10 protein-coding genes are annotated in these 16,751 nt (G+C 73.1%); 1 reads left to right on the top strand and 9 read right to left on the bottom strand.

All coding sequences use genetic code 11. The annotated features are described in order from the left end of the window. Positions 1 to 119 precede the first annotated feature (119 nt). The 9 genes from ispG to ACWCP2_RS13040 form a co-directional block, all read right to left on the bottom strand. Positions 120 to 1,277, bottom strand: coding sequence for a flavodoxin-dependent (E)-4-hydroxy-3-methylbut-2-enyl-diphosphate synthase (gene ispG, locus ACWCP2_RS13080; protein ID WP_266881397.1), 1,158 nt, complete (start codon positions 1,275 to 1,277; stop codon positions 120 to 122). 210 nt (positions 1,278 to 1,487) lie between these two features. Next, entirely contained in the window at positions 1,488 to 2,789 is a 1,302-nt protein-coding gene (locus ACWCP2_RS13075) for a M50 family metallopeptidase (RefSeq protein WP_450908640.1), read from the bottom strand. Continuing rightward, positions 2,786 to 4,039 carry a 1-deoxy-D-xylulose-5-phosphate reductoisomerase gene (gene dxr / locus ACWCP2_RS13070; protein ID WP_450908639.1) on the bottom strand — a complete coding sequence of 418 codons (1,254 nt, stop codon included), beginning with the start codon at positions 4,037 to 4,039 and terminating at the stop codon, positions 2,786 to 2,788. Before dxr ends, ACWCP2_RS13075 begins: the two co-directional genes overlap by 4 nt. A gap of 20 nt (positions 4,040 to 4,059) precedes the next feature. Continuing rightward, entirely contained in the window at positions 4,060 to 5,457 is a 1,398-nt protein-coding gene (locus tag ACWCP2_RS13065) for a hypothetical protein (protein WP_450908638.1), read from the bottom strand. A 28-nt stretch (positions 5,458 to 5,485) separates the two neighbouring features. After that, positions 5,486 to 7,447: an acyl-CoA dehydrogenase family protein gene (locus ACWCP2_RS13060; protein WP_450908637.1), complete on the bottom strand. Its 1,962-nt coding sequence runs from the start codon at positions 7,445 to 7,447 to the stop codon at positions 5,486 to 5,488. 167 nt (positions 7,448 to 7,614) lie between these two features. Then, on the bottom strand, positions 7,615 to 8,340 hold the full coding sequence (locus tag ACWCP2_RS13055; protein ID WP_450908636.1) for a thioesterase II family protein: 726 nt from the start codon (positions 8,338 to 8,340) through the stop codon (positions 7,615 to 7,617). Between the two features lie 159 nt (positions 8,341 to 8,499). Continuing rightward, a complete protein-coding gene (locus ACWCP2_RS13050; RefSeq protein WP_450908635.1) occupies positions 8,500 to 9,945 on the bottom strand; it encodes an aldehyde dehydrogenase family protein in 1,446 nt (481 codons plus the stop codon). Positions 9,946 to 10,848: 903 nt separating this feature from the next. Continuing rightward, entirely contained in the window at positions 10,849 to 12,426 is a 1,578-nt protein-coding gene (locus tag ACWCP2_RS13045; protein ID WP_450908634.1) for a PucR family transcriptional regulator, read from the bottom strand. A 192-nt stretch (positions 12,427 to 12,618) separates the two neighbouring features. Beyond that, positions 12,619 to 14,754 (bottom strand): ATP-binding protein, encoded by a 2,136-nt coding sequence (locus ACWCP2_RS13040; protein WP_450908633.1) that lies wholly within the window; start codon positions 14,752 to 14,754, stop codon positions 12,619 to 12,621. A 267-nt stretch (positions 14,755 to 15,021) separates the two neighbouring features. Here ACWCP2_RS13040 and gabT point away from each other — a divergent pair, with 267 nt between their 5' ends. Beyond that, positions 15,022 to 16,356 (top strand): 4-aminobutyrate--2-oxoglutarate transaminase, encoded by a 1,335-nt coding sequence (gabT, locus tag ACWCP2_RS13035; protein WP_382980915.1) that lies wholly within the window; start codon positions 15,022 to 15,024, stop codon positions 16,354 to 16,356. The last annotated feature ends 395 nt before the right edge of the window (positions 16,357 to 16,751 follow it).

Genomic DNA, 16,751 nt, shown 5'->3' with positions numbered 1-16,751 from the left:
CCCTCGGGGCGGCTCCTCGGAGCGCTCCCGGGGCGGGCCCGCCCGCACGCCCGCATGCCGACGGGCCCGGAGCCGCACCTGCGGCTCCGGGCCCGTCGTCGTTCCTGCCGCGCGGGCGGCTAGACGCCGATCGCGACCGTCGGCTCGCCCGACATCACGCCGTCCTTCTCCATCTGCTCGGCGATCTTCATCGCCTCTTCGATGAGGGTCTCGACGATCTTCGACTCGGGGACGGTCTTGATGACCTCGCCCTTGACGAAGATCTGGCCCTTGCCGTTGCCGGAGGCGACGCCCAGGTCGGCCTCACGGGCCTCGCCGGGGCCGTTGACGACGCAGCCCATGACCGCGACGCGCAGCGGGACCTCCATGCCCTCCAGGCCCGCCGTGACCTCCTCGGCCAGCTTGTAGACGTCCACCTGGGCGCGCCCGCAGGACGGGCAGGAGACGATCTCCAGGCGGCGCGGCTTGAGGTTCAGCGATTCCAGGATCTGGATGCCGACCTTGATCTCCTCCACCGGCGGGGCCGACAGGGAGACGCGGATCGTGTCGCCGATGCCCTCGGAGAGCAGTGCGCCGAAGGCGACGGCGGACTTGATCGTGCCCTGGAACGCCGGGCCGGCCTCGGTGACGCCGAGGTGCAGCGGGTAGGTGCACTGGGCGGCGAGCTGCCGGTAGGCGTTGACCATGACGACCGGGTCGTTGTGCTTGACCGAGATCTTGATGTCGCTGAAGCCGTGCTCCTCGAAGAGGGAGGCCTCCCACAGCGCGGATTCGACCAGCGCCTCGGGGGTGGCCTTGCCGTACTTCTTCAGCAGCCGCGCGTCGAGCGAACCGGCGTTGACGCCGATCCGGATCGGGGTACCGGCGTCCTTCGCGGCCCGCGCGATCTCCTTGACCTTGTCGTCGAACTGCTTGATGTTGCCCGGGTTCACGCGGACGGCGGCGCAGCCGGCGTCGATCGCGGCGAACACGTACTTCGGCTGGAAGTGGATGTCGGCGATGACCGGGATGTTCGACTTCTTCGCGATCACGGCGAGCGCGTCGGCGTCGTCCTGCGTCGGGCAGGCCACGCGGACGATGTCACAGCCGGACGCGGTCAGCTCCGCGATCTGCTGGAGCGTGGCCCCGATGTCGGAGGTCCTGGTGGTGGTCATCGACTGCACGGAGATCTGTGCGTCTCCGCCGACGGCGACCGAGCCGACCTGGATCTTGCGACTGAACCTGCGGTCGGCAAGCTTCGTCGGCACGGCCGGCATTCCGAGAGAGATGGCAGTCATCTGCGGTGCAACCCCAAGGTCTGGATCTAGGTGCCGGGATCGGCGGGCTCCAACGTCCGAGATTACGCCAACCGCCACGGCTCCCGTGCATCGCCGGTCGGGGGCCACTCGAACGTAGGGAGCCGGGCACGATGCGTGCCCGGCTCCGGTGCGCGTGCGGTAGGGACGTTTCCGCGGGATCACCCGCGGAACGCCCCGCCGATCTTTCGATCAGGTGATTTTAATGGGATTGACCACGTCCGCGGCCAGTACCAGCAGGGTGAAGCACAGGAAAACACCGGCCACCACGTACGCGGCGGGCATCAGCTTCGCCACGTCGAACGGGCCCGGGTCGGCGCGCCGGAACACCCGGGCGAAGGCCCGCCGCACCGACTCCCACAGGGCGCCCGCGATGTGCCCGCCGTCCAGGGGCAGCAGGGGCAGCATGTTGAACAGGAAGAGGGAGAGGTTGAACATGCCCAGGACGTTCAGCATGATCGACATCCGCTGCTCGCTCGGGATGTCCAGGGCCGCGATCTCCCCGTTGATCCGGGCCGCGCCGACGATGCCCATCGGGGAGTCGGGCTGGCGCTCGGCACCGTTGAAGACCGAGTTCCACAGGGCCGGGATCTTGCCCGGGAGCTGGGCCAGGCCCTGCACGCTGCTCTGGACGACCTCGCCGACCCGGTCCGCGGACTGGGTGAAGGTGAGCGGGGCGATCACGGACTTCGGGCCGACGCCGAGGTAGCCGGCCGAGACGTACTCGCCCTTGACGTAGCCGCCGTGGCCGTCGCTCTTGCCCACGCGGTTCTCGACGAGGCTCGCGTTCAGGGTGACCTTCTGCCCGTCGCGCAGGACGGTGAGGGTGGCGGGTCCGATGGTGTTGCGGATGTCCTTCTGGAGGGTGTCCCAGTCCTCGACCGGCTTGCCCTGGAAGGCGACGATCTTGTCGCCGGCCCGCACGCCCGCGGCCTTGGCCGGGGCCGCCGGGTCGCCGGCCTTGCAGGTGTCGCGGTTCTCGCTCTGCTTGATCACGCAGTCGGTGACGGTCTGGACCTGGGTGGTCGTCTGCTGCACCCCGAAGGTCATCCACACGCCGAAGAAGATCGCCATCGCGAGGACCAGGTTCATGAACGGTCCCGCGAACATCACGATCACGCGCTTCCACGGCTTGCGCGTGTAGAAGAGCTTCGATTCGTCGCCCGGCTGCAGTTCCTCGTACGCCGCCGAGCGCGCGTCCTCGATCATCGAGCGGAACGGCGAGGTGGAGCGGGCGGTGATCTTGCCGTCCTCCCCCGGCGGGAACATCCCGATCATGCGGATGTATCCGCCCATCGGGATGGCCTTGAGCCCGTACTCGGTGTCGCCCTTCTTGCGCGACCAGACGGTCCGGCCGAAGCCGACCATGTACTGGGGCACGCGGATGCCGAAGAGCTTGGCCGTGGAGAGGTGGCCGAGCTCGTGCCAGGCGATCGAGAAGAGCAGCCCGACGACGAAGACGAGCACGCCGATCAGGGTCAGCAGTACGGTCATGCGCGCGCCTCCACGGCGGCCCGTGCCGCCATCTCCTGTGCCCGGGCCCGGGCCCAGGTCTCCGCTTCAAGGACGTCCGCGACCGTGAGAGAAGTTCCCCCGGCGGGGGTTCCGTGCTCATCGACCACGGCAGAGACCGTATCCATGATTGCTGTGAACGGGAGCCGACCGGCCAGGAACGCCTCCACGCACTCCTCGTTCGCCGCATTGAACACGGCGGGCGCGGTGCCGCCCAGGGTGCCGACGTGCCGGGCCAGGCCCACCGACGGGAAGGCCTCGGTGTCCAGCGGGAAGAACTCCCAGGTGGAGGCCTTGGTCCAGTCGAAGGCGGTGGAGGCGTCCGGGACCCGCTGGGGCCAGCCCAGGCCGATCGCGATCGGGCCGCGCATGTCGGGCGGGGTGGCCTGGGCCAGCGTGGAGCCGTCCGTGAACTCCACCATGGAGTGCACGTAGGACTGCGGGTGGACCACGACCTCGATCCGCTCGAAGGGGATGTCGTAGAGCAGGTGCGCCTCGATGACCTCCAGCCCCTTGTTGACCAGGGTCGCCGAGTTGACGGTGATCACCGGGCCCATCGCCCAGGTCGGGTGGGCCAGCGCGTCCTGCACCGTGACCGAGGCCAGTTCGGCGCGGGTGCGGCCGCGGAAGGGCCCGCCGGAGGCGGTGACCACGAGCTTGCGGACCTCGGCGCGGGTGCCCGCGGCCAGGGCCTGGAAGAGCGCCGCGTGCTCGGAGTCGACCGGGATGATCTGGCCCGGCTTCGCCAGGGCCTTCACCAGCGGGCCGCCGACGATCAGCGACTCCTTGTTCGCGAGGGCCAGGGTCCGCCCGGCGCGCAGCGCGGCGAGGGTGGGCGCGAGGCCGATGGAACCGGTGATGCCGTTGAGCACGGTGTGGCACTGGGAGGCGGCGAGTTCGGTCGCCGCGTCCGGTCCGGCGAGGATCTCGGGCAGCGGCTCACCGGCGCCGTACTCCGCGTCCAGCGCCTCCTTGAGGGCCGGTACGACGTCTTCGCGCGCGACGGCCACGGTGTTCACCCGCAGCAGCCTGGCCTGCTCGGCCAGCAGCGCGACCCGGCCGCCGGCGGCGGACAGGGCCGTGACCCGGAACCGGTCCGGGTTGCGCAGGGCCAGGTCGATGGCCTGGGTCCCGATGGACCCGGTGGAGCCGAGGATGACGATGTCCCGACGGCCGGCCGCGGGGTCGAAGAGGAGGTGCGGATCGGCGAGGGGGGATGGGCGGTCGCTCATGGACCCATTGTTGCCGCAACTCAGGGGCGCCCGGACACTGAGCCCCCATCCGTGACACGAAGGAGAAGGTGCGGGAGCGTCCCGGCGAAGTCCGGGAGGGTACGGGCCACCGCCCACCAGGCGTCCGGGTCGGAGCCCAGGGCCAGCGCGAACAGCCGGTCGGCCTCGGCCCGCGCGGCGAGCACCGGGGCGGCCGGTGCGTGCCGGTCGGGGTGGTCCACCTCACCCAGCCAGTGGTCCTCGTCCAGGGCCCAGCAGGCGGGCGCCTTGTGCCGGATCACGTCCTCGCCGGTCAGCAGCCCCCGGGCGAGGCAGCCGCGCACCCACCGGATGTCCTCCTGGCCGGACTCCATGGGCACCGCGAGGCTCGCCAGGGCCAGTTCGCGGTCCACTCCCCCGTCGGGCTCGGCGCCGCCGGGCGCCACGGAGCGCACCGCTTCGGCGAGCCCGGGGACCGGCGGCCCCGCGACGGGCTCGGCCAGGGTGCCGCGCACGATCCGGGCCACGAGGACCGGCAGGGTGCCGGGGAAGGCGGGGGCGTGGCGCAGCAGCTCCGCCCAGAGCCGCGGGTCGTCGCGCAGGGGGCGCAGCGCCCGGGCGACGGCGGTGCGCATGCCGGTCCGCTCGGGCAGGGTCCAGCGCAGGCCTTTGGGCCGGTTCAGGGCGGCGAGGAGCAGGGTGCGGTGCGCGGGGGCCACGTGCGCGACGAGCTCCTCGTGCGTGACCCGGCCCATCCGCACGGCGCGGACGGCGGGCCGGTACCAGCGGGGCTCGTCCGGCGCCGCGGTGGCGAGCAGCCCGTGGACGGTCTCCCGGGGCAGGTCGCCGACGAGCAGCAGGGCTTCGACGGAGCCGGCCGGCAGGGGCAGCCGGAGGTGTTCGGCGAGCAGCGCCTGCGGGTCCGGGCGGTGGTGGTCGAGCGCCAGGACGTCCAGCGGGACCCGCGGCCCGCGGCGGCCGTGCCGCCGGAGCAGGCCGATGAGCTCGGCCGCGGTGAGCGGCTCCTCGCCGGGGTCCCGGCCGAGCTCGGCGCGGAGCACGGGCAGGAGCTCCGGCGGGGTGCGGCGGCGGGCGTACCGGGCGGGCCCGGGCAGGCCGGGCAGCGGGCGGCCCACGACGCGGGGGTTGCGGGCCACGTAGGTGCGGGCGGCCTCGTCTCCGTGGCGGAGCAGCAGGGTGACGGTGGAGGCCGCCAGCCATTCGTCCCGGCACAGGTATTTGAAGGCGGGCTCGTCGAGCCGGCCGATCATGTCGGTGACGACATGGTCCGGTGCGTGGCGCAGCACGTGCGCCACGCACCAGGCCAGCCGTCGGCTGGCGCGGTCTTCCTCGGCCGTCGGCATCGTTCTCGTCCGCCTCGCGCTGTGCTCGTACGCGTACCAGTACCCGTACTCGTACCCGTACTCATCCTCGTACATCTGTCTGATGTCCGGCGATGATTTCAGCTCAGCGCAGCGGGCGGTGGACGTTTTCCCGGGTGGAGGGGCCCGGGGTGGCGTCGGCGATCCACGGGCCGTCGCCGGAGGGGTCGAGGATTCCCTCCTCCAGCCAGGTGTAGGTGCCGGACAGGACCCCGGCCACGACCTTGCGGTCCAGGTCGTCGGTGTTGTCCCAGAGCCGCCCGAACAGCTCCTCCACCCGGAGCCGGGACTGCCGGCAGAAGGCGTCGGCCAGTTGGTAGGCCTCCCGGCCGTGCTCGCCGGAGGCCCGCAGGTGCTCGGCGCGCACGCAGGCCGCGCTCATCGCGAAGAGCTCGGCGCCGATGTCGACGATCCGGCCGAGGAACCCCTGCTTGGTCTCCATCCGGCCCTGCCAGCGGGCCATGGCCGTGAACGTCATGCGGGCGAGTTTGCGCGACCCGCGTTCGACGTAGCGCAGATGGGTGGCGAGGTCGGGGTGGCCGGCCGGGTGGAAGGCCCGGTAGGTGCCGGGGACCTGGCCCGCGCCGGTGGCGAGCTGCGGCAGCCAGCGGGCGTAGAACCCGGCGGCGCGGGCGCCCGCCTTCGCCTTGTCGCCCAGCGCCTTGTCCGGGTCGATGAGGTCGCCGGCCACCGACAGGTGGGCGTCCACGGCCTCGCGGGCGATCAGCAGGTGCATGATCTCGGTGGATCCCTCGAAGATCCGGTTGATGCGCAGGTCGCGGAGCATCTGCTCGGCGGGCACGGCCCGCTCGCCGCGGGCGGCGAGGGACTCGGCGGTCTCGAAACCGCGCCCGCCGCGGATCTGGACCAGCTCGTCGGCCATCAGGCAGGCCATCTCGGAGCCGTAGAGCTTGGCGAGGGCGGCCTCGATGCGGATGTCGTTGCGGTCCTCGTCGGCCATCTGGGAGGCCAGGTCGACCACGGCCTCCAGGGCGAAGGTGGTGGCCGCGATGAAGGAGATCTTGGAGCCGACGGCCTCGTGCAGGGCGACCGGCCGTCCCCACTGCTCGCGTACGCCGGACCACTCGCGGGCGATCTTCAGGCACCACTTGCCCGCGCCGACGCACATGGCGGGGAGGGACAGCCGGCCGGTGTTGAGGGTGGTCAGCGCGATCTTGAGGCCGGCGCCCTCGGCGCCGATGCGCTGGGCGGCCGGGACCCGCACCCGGTGGAAGCGGGTGACGCCGTTCTCCAGGCCGCGCAGGCCCATGAAGGCGTTGCGGTGCTCGACCGTGATGCCCGGGGAGTCGGCCTCGACGACGAAGGCGGTGATCCCGCCCCGGTGGTCCTCGCTCCTGGGCACCCGGGCCATCACCACGAGCAGGTCGGCGACGACCCCGTTGGTGGTCCAGAGCTTCACGCCGTCCAGGACGTACGCGTCCTCCCCGTCGGGGACCGCCGTGGTGGCCAGCCGCGCCGGGTCGGAGCCGACGTCCGGCTCGGTGAGGAGGAAGGCGCTGATGGCGGTGGTCGCGCAGCGCGGCAGGTAGGCGTCCTTCTGCTCCTGCGTGCCGAACATCTTCAGCGGCTGGGGCACGCCGATCGACTGATGGGCGGAGAGCAGGGCGCCGATGGCCGGGCTGACGGAGCCGACGAGGGCGAGCGCCTTGTTGTAGTACACCTGGGTGAGGCCGAGGCCCCCGTACTTCGGGTCGATCTTCATGCCGAGCGCGCCGAGCTCTTTCAGCCCGCGCACGGTCTCGTCGGGGATCTTCGCCTCGCGCTCGATGCGCGCTCCGTCGATCGAGGTCTCGCAGAACTCCCGCAGCCGGGCCAGGAAGGCCTCCCCGCGCCGGACGTCCTCCTCGGCGGGGAGCGGGTGGGGGTGGATCAGGTCCAGCCGGAACCGTCCGAGGAACAGCTCCTTGGCGAAGCTCGGCCGCTGCCAGTTCTGTTCCCGGGCCGCTTCCGCGACCTGCCGTGCCTCGCGCTCGGTCACCTTGGGCTGTGCGGACTGCGCAGGCTGTGCGGGTTGTGTTGCGGACATGAGGGGGCTCACCTCGCCGCCGAGAGTGGGGGTGCTTACCGGTGGGTGCTACCAGTGAGTCGTACCCGTTTCGGGCGGCGGGGAAGCGACGGTAAAAGAGGGACGGTGAAACGGCGGAAGAGGGGTGGTGGAAGAGGAACGCCGCAGCGGGGAGTCCCGGGGCCCGCTCAGGCGCCGGCGCGCTCCACGGCCAGCCGTGCGGCCCGCTCCGCGTGCGGCACGAGGTAGAAGTGGTCGCCCTCGAAGACGTGCGAGGTGAAGGCGCCGGTGGTGACCGTCGACCATGCCTGCGCGGCCGGCTGGGTGACGCGGGGATCGCGGTCGCCCGTGAGGGTCATGACGTCCGCGCGCAGCAGCGGTGCGTCCGCGCGGCGGCGGTAGGTGTCGATCAGGCGGAAGTCGTTGCGCAGGACCGGCAGGAACAGCTCGCGCAGGTCAGGGTTGCTCCAGACCGCCACGTGGGGGCCGCCCAGCGAGGTGACGGCCGCGATCAGCTCCTCGTCGGTGCGCGCGGGGGGCACGGCGGCGGGCGCGTGCAGTCCGCGGCCAGAGACGCACAGGCGCGTGACGTGGTCCGCTCCCGCGGCTTCGAGGCGCAGGAGGCTCTCGTACGCCACGGCCGCGCCCATGCTGTGCCCGAGGAGCACCGTGGGTACGGGAGTCTCGGCCAGGAGTTCCGCGGCGATCTGTGGCGACAGCGCGTCCATCGCCGGGATCAGCGGTTCGCCGATGCGGGTTTCGCGGCCCGGGTAGCGCACGGCCACCACCTCGACCGAAGGGTCCAGGTACCGGGGCCAGTCGCGGAAGAACCCGGCGCCGCCTCCCGCGTGCGGGAAGCACACCAGGCGCAGGGCGGGGTCCGCGACGGGGCGGTGTCGGACCAGGTAGGGCATCGCGACTCGATTCGTCGGCCGGGGTTCGTTCGTCTCGCCCGGCGCGGTGGAACGGCGCACCCGGGCCCCACGACCCTGCCACACGGGTGGAAAAAGGAGACGGCCGGAGCCCCCGCACAGTAGGCTCCGGCCGTCGGCTTGGTGGCCGTACGAGTTCGGTCAGATGTCGAGGCCGCTGAGGACCAGGACCCGCTCGTAGGTGTAGTCGTCCATCGCGTAGCGCACGCCCTCGCGGCCCACACCGGACTGCTTGACGCCGCCGTACGGCATCTGGTCGGCGCGGTAGGACGGGACGTCGCCGACGATCACGCCGCCGACCTCCAGCTCGCGGTGGGCGCGGAACGCGGTCTGGATGTTCCGCGTGAAGACGCCGGCCTGCAGACCGAACTTCGAGTCGTTGACGGCGGCGAAGGCCTCGTCGGTGTTCTCGACCCGGCGCAGGGTGAGGACCGGTCCGAAGACCTCCTCGGTGGCGAGGGTGACGCCCTCGGGCACCTCCGAGACGACGGTGGGCTCGTACGAGGCGCCCTCGCGCTTGCCGCCCGTGAGCAGCTTGGCTCCGGCGGCGACGGCCTCGTCGACCCAGGACTCGACCCGCTTGGCGGCGTCCTCGGAGACGAGGGGGCCGACGTCGGTGGCGGAGTCGTTCGGGTCGCCGGTGACCTGCTCGCGGACCTTGGCGACGACCTTCTCGACGAGGCGGTCGTAGACCGTCGCGTCGGCGATCACGCGCTGCACGCCGATGCAGGACTGGCCGGCCTGGTAGTTCGAGAAGGTCGCGATGCGGGTCGCGGCCCAGTCGAGGTCGGCCTCGGAGGACCAGTCCTCCAGGACCACGGCCGCGGCGTTGCCGCCGAGCTCCAGGGTGCAGTGCTTGTGGGGCACGGCCTGCTGGATGGCGTAGCCGACCTTGTCCGAACCGGTGAAGGAGATGACGGGCAGGCGCTCGTCCTTGACCAGCTCCGGCATCTTGTCGTTGGCGACGGGGAGCACGGACCAGGAACCGGCCGGCAGGTCGGTCTCGGCGAGCAGCTCGCCGAGGATCAGACCGGAGAGCGGGGTGGCCGGGGCCGGCTTCAGGATGATCGGCGCGCCGACGGCGATGGCGGGGGCCACCTTGTGGGCGCACAGGTTCAGCGGGAAGTTGAAGGGCGCGATGCCCAGGACCGGGCCCTTGACGAAGCGGCGGGTCAGGGCCAGACGGCCGACGCCACCGGCGTCGGTGTCCAGGCGCTGGGCCTCTCCGCCGTTGAAGCGGCGGGCCTCTTCGGCGGCGAAGCGGAACACGGACACCGCACGGCCGACCTCACCGCGGGCCCACTTGATCGGCTTGCCGTTCTCGGCGGAGATCAGCAGCGCGATCTCCTCGGTGCGCTCGGCGAGCCGGCGGGCGACGTGGGCCAGGGCCTCGGCGCGCACGTGGGCCGGGGTGGCGGAGAACTCCGCGGTCACGGCGTACGCGGCGGCCACGGCCTCTTCGACCTGCGCGTCGGTCGGCACGCTCACGGTACCGACGAGGCGGCCGTCCCACGGGGAGTGGACGTCGAAGCTGTCGTCGCCCGTGGCCTGGCGGCCGGCGAGCCAGAAGGCGTGGGTGGAAGTCATGCTGATCCCGGCCCTTCGGAGTGTGTGCGGTGGGTCCTTGTCCCCTCCACCGTAGGACTCCGCCGCGGTTTCGGCGTTTGTCCGGCGTGGAGTACGTGCGTGGCGCGGCGCGCCGCTTTGTCAGTGTCGGGGCGGCGCCGGCCCATGCGGGGCCCCGCCGGGGGCTGCAGGGGGCTCCGGCCGACCCGGCCCTACGGGGCTCCGGCTGGCCCGGCTGTGCGGGGCTCCGGCCGGGCCCGGCTGTGCGGGGCTCTGGCCAGCCCGGCCCTACGGGGCCGAGAGGGCCCGGCTGCGTCGTGTGCGGGCGGCTGCGCGGGGCGGGAGTTCCCCTGCCCGCCCTTCGCCCGTTCCCCGGGCTGTGCCCGGACCCCTCCTGGGGCTCCGCCCCAGACCCCGCGCCTCAAACGCCGGCGGGGCTGGAATTGCCCTGCGGGCAATCCAGCCCGGCCGGGCACCATCCAGCCCCTCCGGCGTTTGAGGAGCGGGGGTCCGGGGGCTGGCCCCCGGCAACGGCGCCGCACGCGGCAACGGGTCCTGGGCGTAGCCCCGGGGGACCCTCACCAGCCCCGCCGGCGTTGGGGGCGCGGGTCAGGGCGGAGCCCTGGGAACGGTGGAAGGGCGGGTAGGGGACCCCAGCCCCGCAGGGCCCACCCACCCGCACCCGCCCACCGACCCCAGGCCGGGACGGCCCTGGCACCGGCACCGCCCCACCACCGCCGGACGGAGTCCGGCGCAGCGACACGAAGCCCGCGCAGCGGTGCGAGGGGCGCGTCAAGAAGGGGGCCGGCGCAGCGACACGAAGCCCGCGCAGCGGTGCGAGGGGCGCGTCACGAAGGGGGCCGGCGCAGCGGCACGAAGCCCGCGCAGCGGTGCGAGGGGCGCGTCACGAAGGGGAGCGGCGCGTTAAGAAGGGGCAGTGGCCTTCAGGGCGAGCCACAGTTCCATGCGGACGTCCGGGTCGTCGAGGGAGCGGCCGAGGATCTCCTCCACGCGGCGCATGCGGTAGCGCAGCGTGTGGCGGTGGACGCCCAGATCGGCGGCGGCCGCGTCCCACTGCCCGTGGCGGGAGAGCCAGGCCTGGAGGGAGGCCACCAGATCGCCCCGGCCCTTCTCGTCGTGCTCGCGCAGCGCCCGCAGCGTGCCGTCCGCGAAGGCCCGTACCGCGTCGTCGGCGAGCAGGGGGAGGACCGAGCCCGCCGCCAGGTCCTCGTGTTCGACCATCGGGCGGCCCCGCCGCCGGGCCACGGCCAGCGCCTGGTCGGCCTGTTTGAAGGCCGCGGCCACGCCGGAGGCCGCCGCGGGGGCCGACAGGCCGAGGACCAGCTCGTCCGGCTCGGGCTCGCCCGTCTCCCGGCCGCGGCGCGCTTCCAGCACCTCCGCGTGTTCCACGCAGGCCTGGACCGCCGAGCCCCCATCGGCCGCCAGGACCACGAGCCGGCCCGGCTCCGGCACCACCAGCAGGGTCTCCCCCGTGCGCGCCGCCGCCGATTCCACGGCGTCGGCCAGCATCGCCAGCCCCTCCGGCTGGGCCGTGCCCGCCAGCGCGGGTTCCGCCACCAGGATCCGGAACGGCGCGTCGAGCAGGGCCCCGTACAGGTCCCCGGCCACGGCCTGGGCGTGGTCCGCCTGTCCGGCGAGCAGCATGCGCAGCACGGCGGCGCCGAGCCGGGACTCCGCTTCGTGCAGGGACCGGGAGCGTTCGGTGGTGAGGGTCAGCAGGGCCACCGCGGAGTGGACGGCGTACCGCTCCGCCGTGCCGAGCGGGGCTCCGGTGCCGACCGCGAGGGCTCCGCGCGCCCGGCGCCCGGTGCCCAGGGACTGGAGTTCCACCCGGTCCTCGGAGCCGCCGACCACGGCGCTGGCCGGCGCCGGCCGCTCCCGCAGCCGTTCCACGTCGGGGGTGAGGCGGGCGGCCCGGCGCGCGGCCCAGTCGGGCGCGGCCGCGACGACGGCGCCCGAGGTGTCGTACAGGGCGGCCCAGCCGTGCACGTGGGCGGCCAGCTTCGTCAGCAGTTCGGCGGGCCCGTCGGGGGACAGCGCGGCCCGGGTCAGCTCGCGCTGCGCCTCGAAGCCGGCGGTCACGGCCCGGTACTGATCGGCGGCCAGCGCGGCGGAGACGGCCTTGCTGATGGCGAGGAAGGGGGTGCGCCGAGGCACCTCCAGCAGCGGCAGGTCCTCGGCGGTGGCGGCTGCGACGAGCGCCTCGGGCACGGCGTCGTAGTTCACCCCGATGGCGAACCCGATGCCGACGACCCCGGCGGCCGCGAGCCTGCGCACGTAGCGCCGCATCTCCTCGGGGTCCTCCGCGTCCAGCTTCATGGCGGTGATGAGGAGGAGCTCCCCGCCCTCCATGTACGGGACGGGGTCGGCGAGCTCACTGACGTGGGCCCAGCGCACGGGGGTGTCGAGGCGGCCCTCCCCGGCCCGGACGCTGAGTTTGAGCGCCGAGTGCTGGACGAGCGAGGCGAGGGTGAGCGGCATGGGTACCGGGGCGCCTTAGGGAGAGGGGAGGAGGGGTGCGGCGGCGAGGTGCCGACGGAGGATTCTCGCCGTGGACCACCCCCGCGTATTTCGCCGTGTCGTACGAACGGCACCCTCTGATTCTGCCACCCCGTACGGGTTCGCTCCCTCGGACCGGCCTTCCGGCCTCCGGCCTCCGCCCGTCGCCTCGGCTCAGCCCTGCCCGCCGAGCCGTACCAGCAGCGGGGCTGCCCGCTCGCCGCGGACGGAGGTCAGGGAGAGCACGGCGTGGCCGGGGGGCACCACGTGCGCCAGGTCGGAGGCCGACCAGCGTTCCCGCTCGACCTGGCGCACGGTCACGGCGTCGGTGGTCACCGCCTTGCCGGAGACCAGTTTCCGGAAGGCGTGGATGGCCCGGGTGAGCGGCTGGTCGGCGAAGACCGTCCGGTGGGTGACGTCGCGGGTCTCCACCCATTCGGTGCCCCAGGTCTCGGCGAACCGCTTGCCGTCCCAGGTGGTGACCCCGGAGAAGGCCATCCGGCAGCCCACGGCCCCAAGCAGCGGGGTGCGCAGGGCTTCCGGTACGTCGTCCAGGGTGCGCAGGGTGAGCAGGACTCCCGCGTTGGCCGAACGGAGCCGCTGGATGCCGCGCACCGCTTCCGGGGTGAGCGTGTGGGAGGCGTCGTCGAAGGCGAGGAGCGCGAAGAGGGTGCGGTCGGTGCGGGCCGCGGCGGAGGCGTTGAACTGGGCGAGCAGCAGCCGGGCCAGCATCCGGGAGGCGTCGGCGTGCCCGCGCTCGGGGAGGTCGATGCGGACGCGCAGGGGGTGTTCCAGGGCCCGCAGGGAGAAGGGCCGTCCGGCGCCGGTGGTGTCGAAGAACCCGGCGAAGGCGGGCCGGTCCAGCAGTGCGATCCGGTCGGCGAGGGCCGGGCCCGGGTCGGCGGGGGCTCCCTGCTGGCGTTCGCGCGCGTCGAGCTCGCGGAGCATCCGGTGCTCTCCGGCGGCCTCCAGGGCCTGGCGCAGGGAGGCGAGGCCGACGGGCACGTGGTCGAGGAGCTCCCGCAGCTCCGGTACGGCGGGGAAGCGGCCGTACGCGGCCCGGAAGGGTCCGAGGAGCTGGGCGAGGGCGGTGGCGGCGCGGCGCACGTCGACCCCCGGCAGGTCCCCGACGAAACCCTCCGCGAGGAGCGTGGCGGCCTCGTCGGGGTCGGTGGTGCCGCCATAGAGGTCCAGGTCGTAGACGGAGTCGGGATCGCCGACGCGGACGACCACGTCGTAGCCCTCGTCGGGTCCGAGGGCGGCGCCGACGGAGGCGACCACGACGACGGCGGCCTGGCCGGCCAGGGCCTGGAGCGCCAGCGATTCCACGACGGGGCGGACCAGGCGGGAGGTCTTGCCCGCGCCGGAGGGGCCGATGGCGAGGAGCGAGGTGCCGAGGACCGCGGGGTCGAGGGCGACGCCGCTGCCGCGGCGGGCGTACGGGTTGCGCTCGCCGTCCTGGACGGTGCCGAGCAGCACCTGCCGGGCGAGCAGATCGTGCCGGGCGGCGCGGGCGGGCAGCTCCCGCGCCCCCGACGGGTGGACGCAGGCGCCGGCGCCCTTGTCCCGCACGGCGTCGGCGAAGGCGCGGGCCCGCGAGGGGTCGGCCCGTACGGTCTCCCAGGCGCGCCGGATCCGCACGAAGTCCACGTCGTTCATCCGCCCGGCCACCGCCTCGGCCCCGAGCCGCTCGGCCACCTCCACCATCCCGGCGTCCCGCACCTCGGCCCAGACCGCGGGATCGTCGGGGCCGCCGGGCTCCACCGGCCGCGGCGCCGGGGCCACGGCCCGTACCGCCCGGCCCCCGAGGATCCGGCGGCCCAGCTCGGGCCACCGGCCGAGGCGTCCGAAGCCGATGGTGAGGGTCACCGCGACGATGGCGTACCAGACGTAGGAGGCGACGACGGAGGGGAGCGTCCCGGCCCAGGAGTCGGGGGTGAACATGTAGAGCGGCCAGAGCCAGAAGCCGCCGAGGTAGCCGTTCCAGAGGAGGGACCACAGCAGCAGCCCGGCCAGCAGGGAGATGAGCGCCCCGCTGACCAGCTGGCGGGTCGGGGTGACCTCCGGCTCCTGCGCCGCCCGCGGCACGTGCCCGTACGACCAGACGCCGGGGCCGACGGGCGGGCGCGGGACGCGGAGCCAGTCGGTGAGGGTGGGGCCCGTGGCCGGGCCGGGGAACGGTCCGGCGGCCGGTGCCTGCGCGGGCTTCGGCGGGAGGCCCTGGATGCCCGGGGGCCCGGCCGGGCGCGGGACGTGCCCGGTGCCGATCGGCGTCCGCCGCTCGCCGCCGTGCGTGCCGTCGGTGTCCATGAAACCCCTGCCCCCTGCCCGTGACCGCGCTGCCCTGCATCCGTGCGTCCCTGCACTGCACTGCGCGCTCAATCTAGTGGCCGCCACCGCCCCGCGGCCCGTACCCGGTCATGATCCACAGGACATCCGCGGATTCCTCCCTATGGCCGTCACGGACAAGGACACGCGGGGACCACTCCCGATCGGCGCATGCAGGACCCCGCCTCCCGGGCCTAGCCTGCGGACAAAGACACAAGTGCGTCCGAAAACACCCCCCAGGAGCCCCCTATGACCGCTGTTCCGCAGGAGCGCCGCATCGTCACCGCGATCCCCGGCCCCAAGTCGCAGGAGCTGCAGGCCCGCCGTCTGTCGACGGTGGCCGGCGGCGTGGGCTCCGTGCTTCCCGTGTTCACGGCCCGCGCGGGCGGCGGCATCATCGAGGACGTCGACGGCAACCGCATGATCGACTTCGGCTCCGGCATCGCCGTGACCTCGGTCGGCGCCTCCGCCGAGGCCGTCGTGCGCCGCGCCGCCGCGCAGCTCGCCGACTTCACCCACACCTGTTTCATGGTCACCCCCTACGAGGGCTACGTGGAGGTCTGCGAGGCCCTCGCCGAGCTCACCCCGGGTGACCACGAGAAGAAGTCGGCGCTGTTCAACTCCGGCGCCGAGGCCGTCGAGAACGCCGTCAAGATCGCCCGTTCGTACACCAAGCGCCAGGCCGTCGTCGTCTTCGACCACGGTTACCACGGCCGTACGAACCTCACGATGGCCCTGACCTCGAAGAACATGCCGTACAAGCAGGGCTTCGGCCCGTTCGCCCCCGAGGTCTACCGCGTCCCGGTCGCCTACGGCTACCGCTGGCCCACCGGCGCCGAGAACTGCGGCCCCGAGGCCGCCGCCCAGGCGATCGACAACATCGTCAAGCAGATCGGCGCCGAGAACGTCGCCGCGATCATCATCGAGCCGGTCCTCGGCGAGGGCGGCTTCATCGAGCCGGCCAAGGGCTTCCTCCCGGCGATCGTGAAGTTCGCCAACGACAACGGCATCGTCTTCGTCGCCGACGAGATCCAGTCCGGCTTCTGCCGCACCGGCCAGTGGTTCGCGTGCGAGGACGAGGGCATCGTCCCCGACCTGATCACGACCGCCAAGGGCATCGCAGGCGGCCTGCCGCTCGCCGCCGTGACCGGCCGCGCCGAGATGATGGACTCCGTACACGGCGGCGGCCTGGGCGGCACCTACGGCGGCAACCCGGTGGCCTGCGCCGGCGCTCTCGGTTCCATCGAGACCATGAAGGAGCTCGACCTCAACGCCGCGGCGAAGAAGATCGAGTCCATCATGAAGGCCCGCCTGACGGCCATCCAGGAGAAGTTCGACATCGTCGGCGACATCCGCGGCCGCGGCGCCATGATCGCGATCGAGCTGGTCAAGGACCCCGCGTCCAAGACCCCGAACCCGGAGGCGGCCGCCGCGCTCGCCAAGGCCTGCCACGCCGAGGGCGTCCTCGTCCTCACCTGCGGCACCTACGGCAACGTGCTCCGCTTCCTGCCGCCGCTGGTCATCGGCGAGGACCTGCTGAACGAGGGCCTGGACGTCATCGAGGCCGCGTTCGCGACCCTCTGACCGACCCTCTGACCGGTCCTTCGACCGACCCTCTGGTCGGTCCCCTGACCGGCCCTCAGGACGGCGCGCTGAGCGAGGCGTTGAGCGGCACGCCGAGTGGCACGATGGTCGAACGTCTGACGCGGGCGGTAGAACGCCGGGACCCGATCCTCGATCACCCCGCGATCACTACCGCGGGTAACGGGCGGGCGCTGTGAAGAAGGTGTGGGGGGCCGATGGCGGGAGCGTTTTCCTGCTGTCGGTCCCCCTTCCGCTGCCGTACGGTTTCTGCAGATGAGTGAGACACCCCGCTCCCGGGAAACCGGAAGCGACACCAGTACCGGGCTTCCCCAGCGCCGCACTGGGCATGCGTTCGCGCACACTCTTCACCGATCGGACGGCCGCACGCCCCAAAC

This window comes from Streptomyces sp. NPDC002104 (genome assembly GCF_053593795.1).
The sequence above is the reverse complement of the archived record's forward strand: the minus strand, read 5'-3'. Positions and strand labels throughout refer to the sequence as shown.

Bases quoted from the DNA above. Each gene is read 5' to 3' on its own strand.
- ispG (WP_266881397.1), bottom strand. From the start codon at position 1,277: ATGACTGCCATCTCTCTCGGAATGCCGGCCGTGCCGACGAAGCTTGCC.
- ACWCP2_RS13075 (WP_450908640.1), bottom strand. From the start codon at position 2,789: ATGACCGTACTGCTGACCCTGATCGGCGTGCTCGTCTTCGTCGTCGGG.
- dxr (WP_450908639.1), bottom strand. From the start codon at position 4,039: ATGAGCGACCGCCCATCCCCCCTCGCCGATCCGCACCTCCTCTTCGAC.
- ACWCP2_RS13065 (WP_450908638.1), bottom strand. From the start codon at position 5,457: ATGTACGAGGATGAGTACGGGTACGAGTACGGGTACTGGTACGCGTAC.
- ACWCP2_RS13060 (WP_450908637.1), bottom strand. From the start codon at position 7,447: ATGTCCGCAACACAACCCGCACAGCCTGCGCAGTCCGCACAGCCCAAG.
- ACWCP2_RS13055 (WP_450908636.1), bottom strand. From the start codon at position 8,340: ATGCCCTACCTGGTCCGACACCGCCCCGTCGCGGACCCCGCCCTGCGC.
- ACWCP2_RS13050 (WP_450908635.1), bottom strand. From the start codon at position 9,945: ATGACTTCCACCCACGCCTTCTGGCTCGCCGGCCGCCAGGCCACGGGC.
- ACWCP2_RS13045 (WP_450908634.1), bottom strand. From the start codon at position 12,426: ATGCCGCTCACCCTCGCCTCGCTCGTCCAGCACTCGGCGCTCAAACTC.
- ACWCP2_RS13040 (WP_450908633.1), bottom strand. From the start codon at position 14,754: ATGGACACCGACGGCACGCACGGCGGCGAGCGGCGGACGCCGATCGGC.
- gabT (WP_382980915.1), top strand. From the start codon at position 15,022: ATGACCGCTGTTCCGCAGGAGCGCCGCATCGTCACCGCGATCCCCGGC.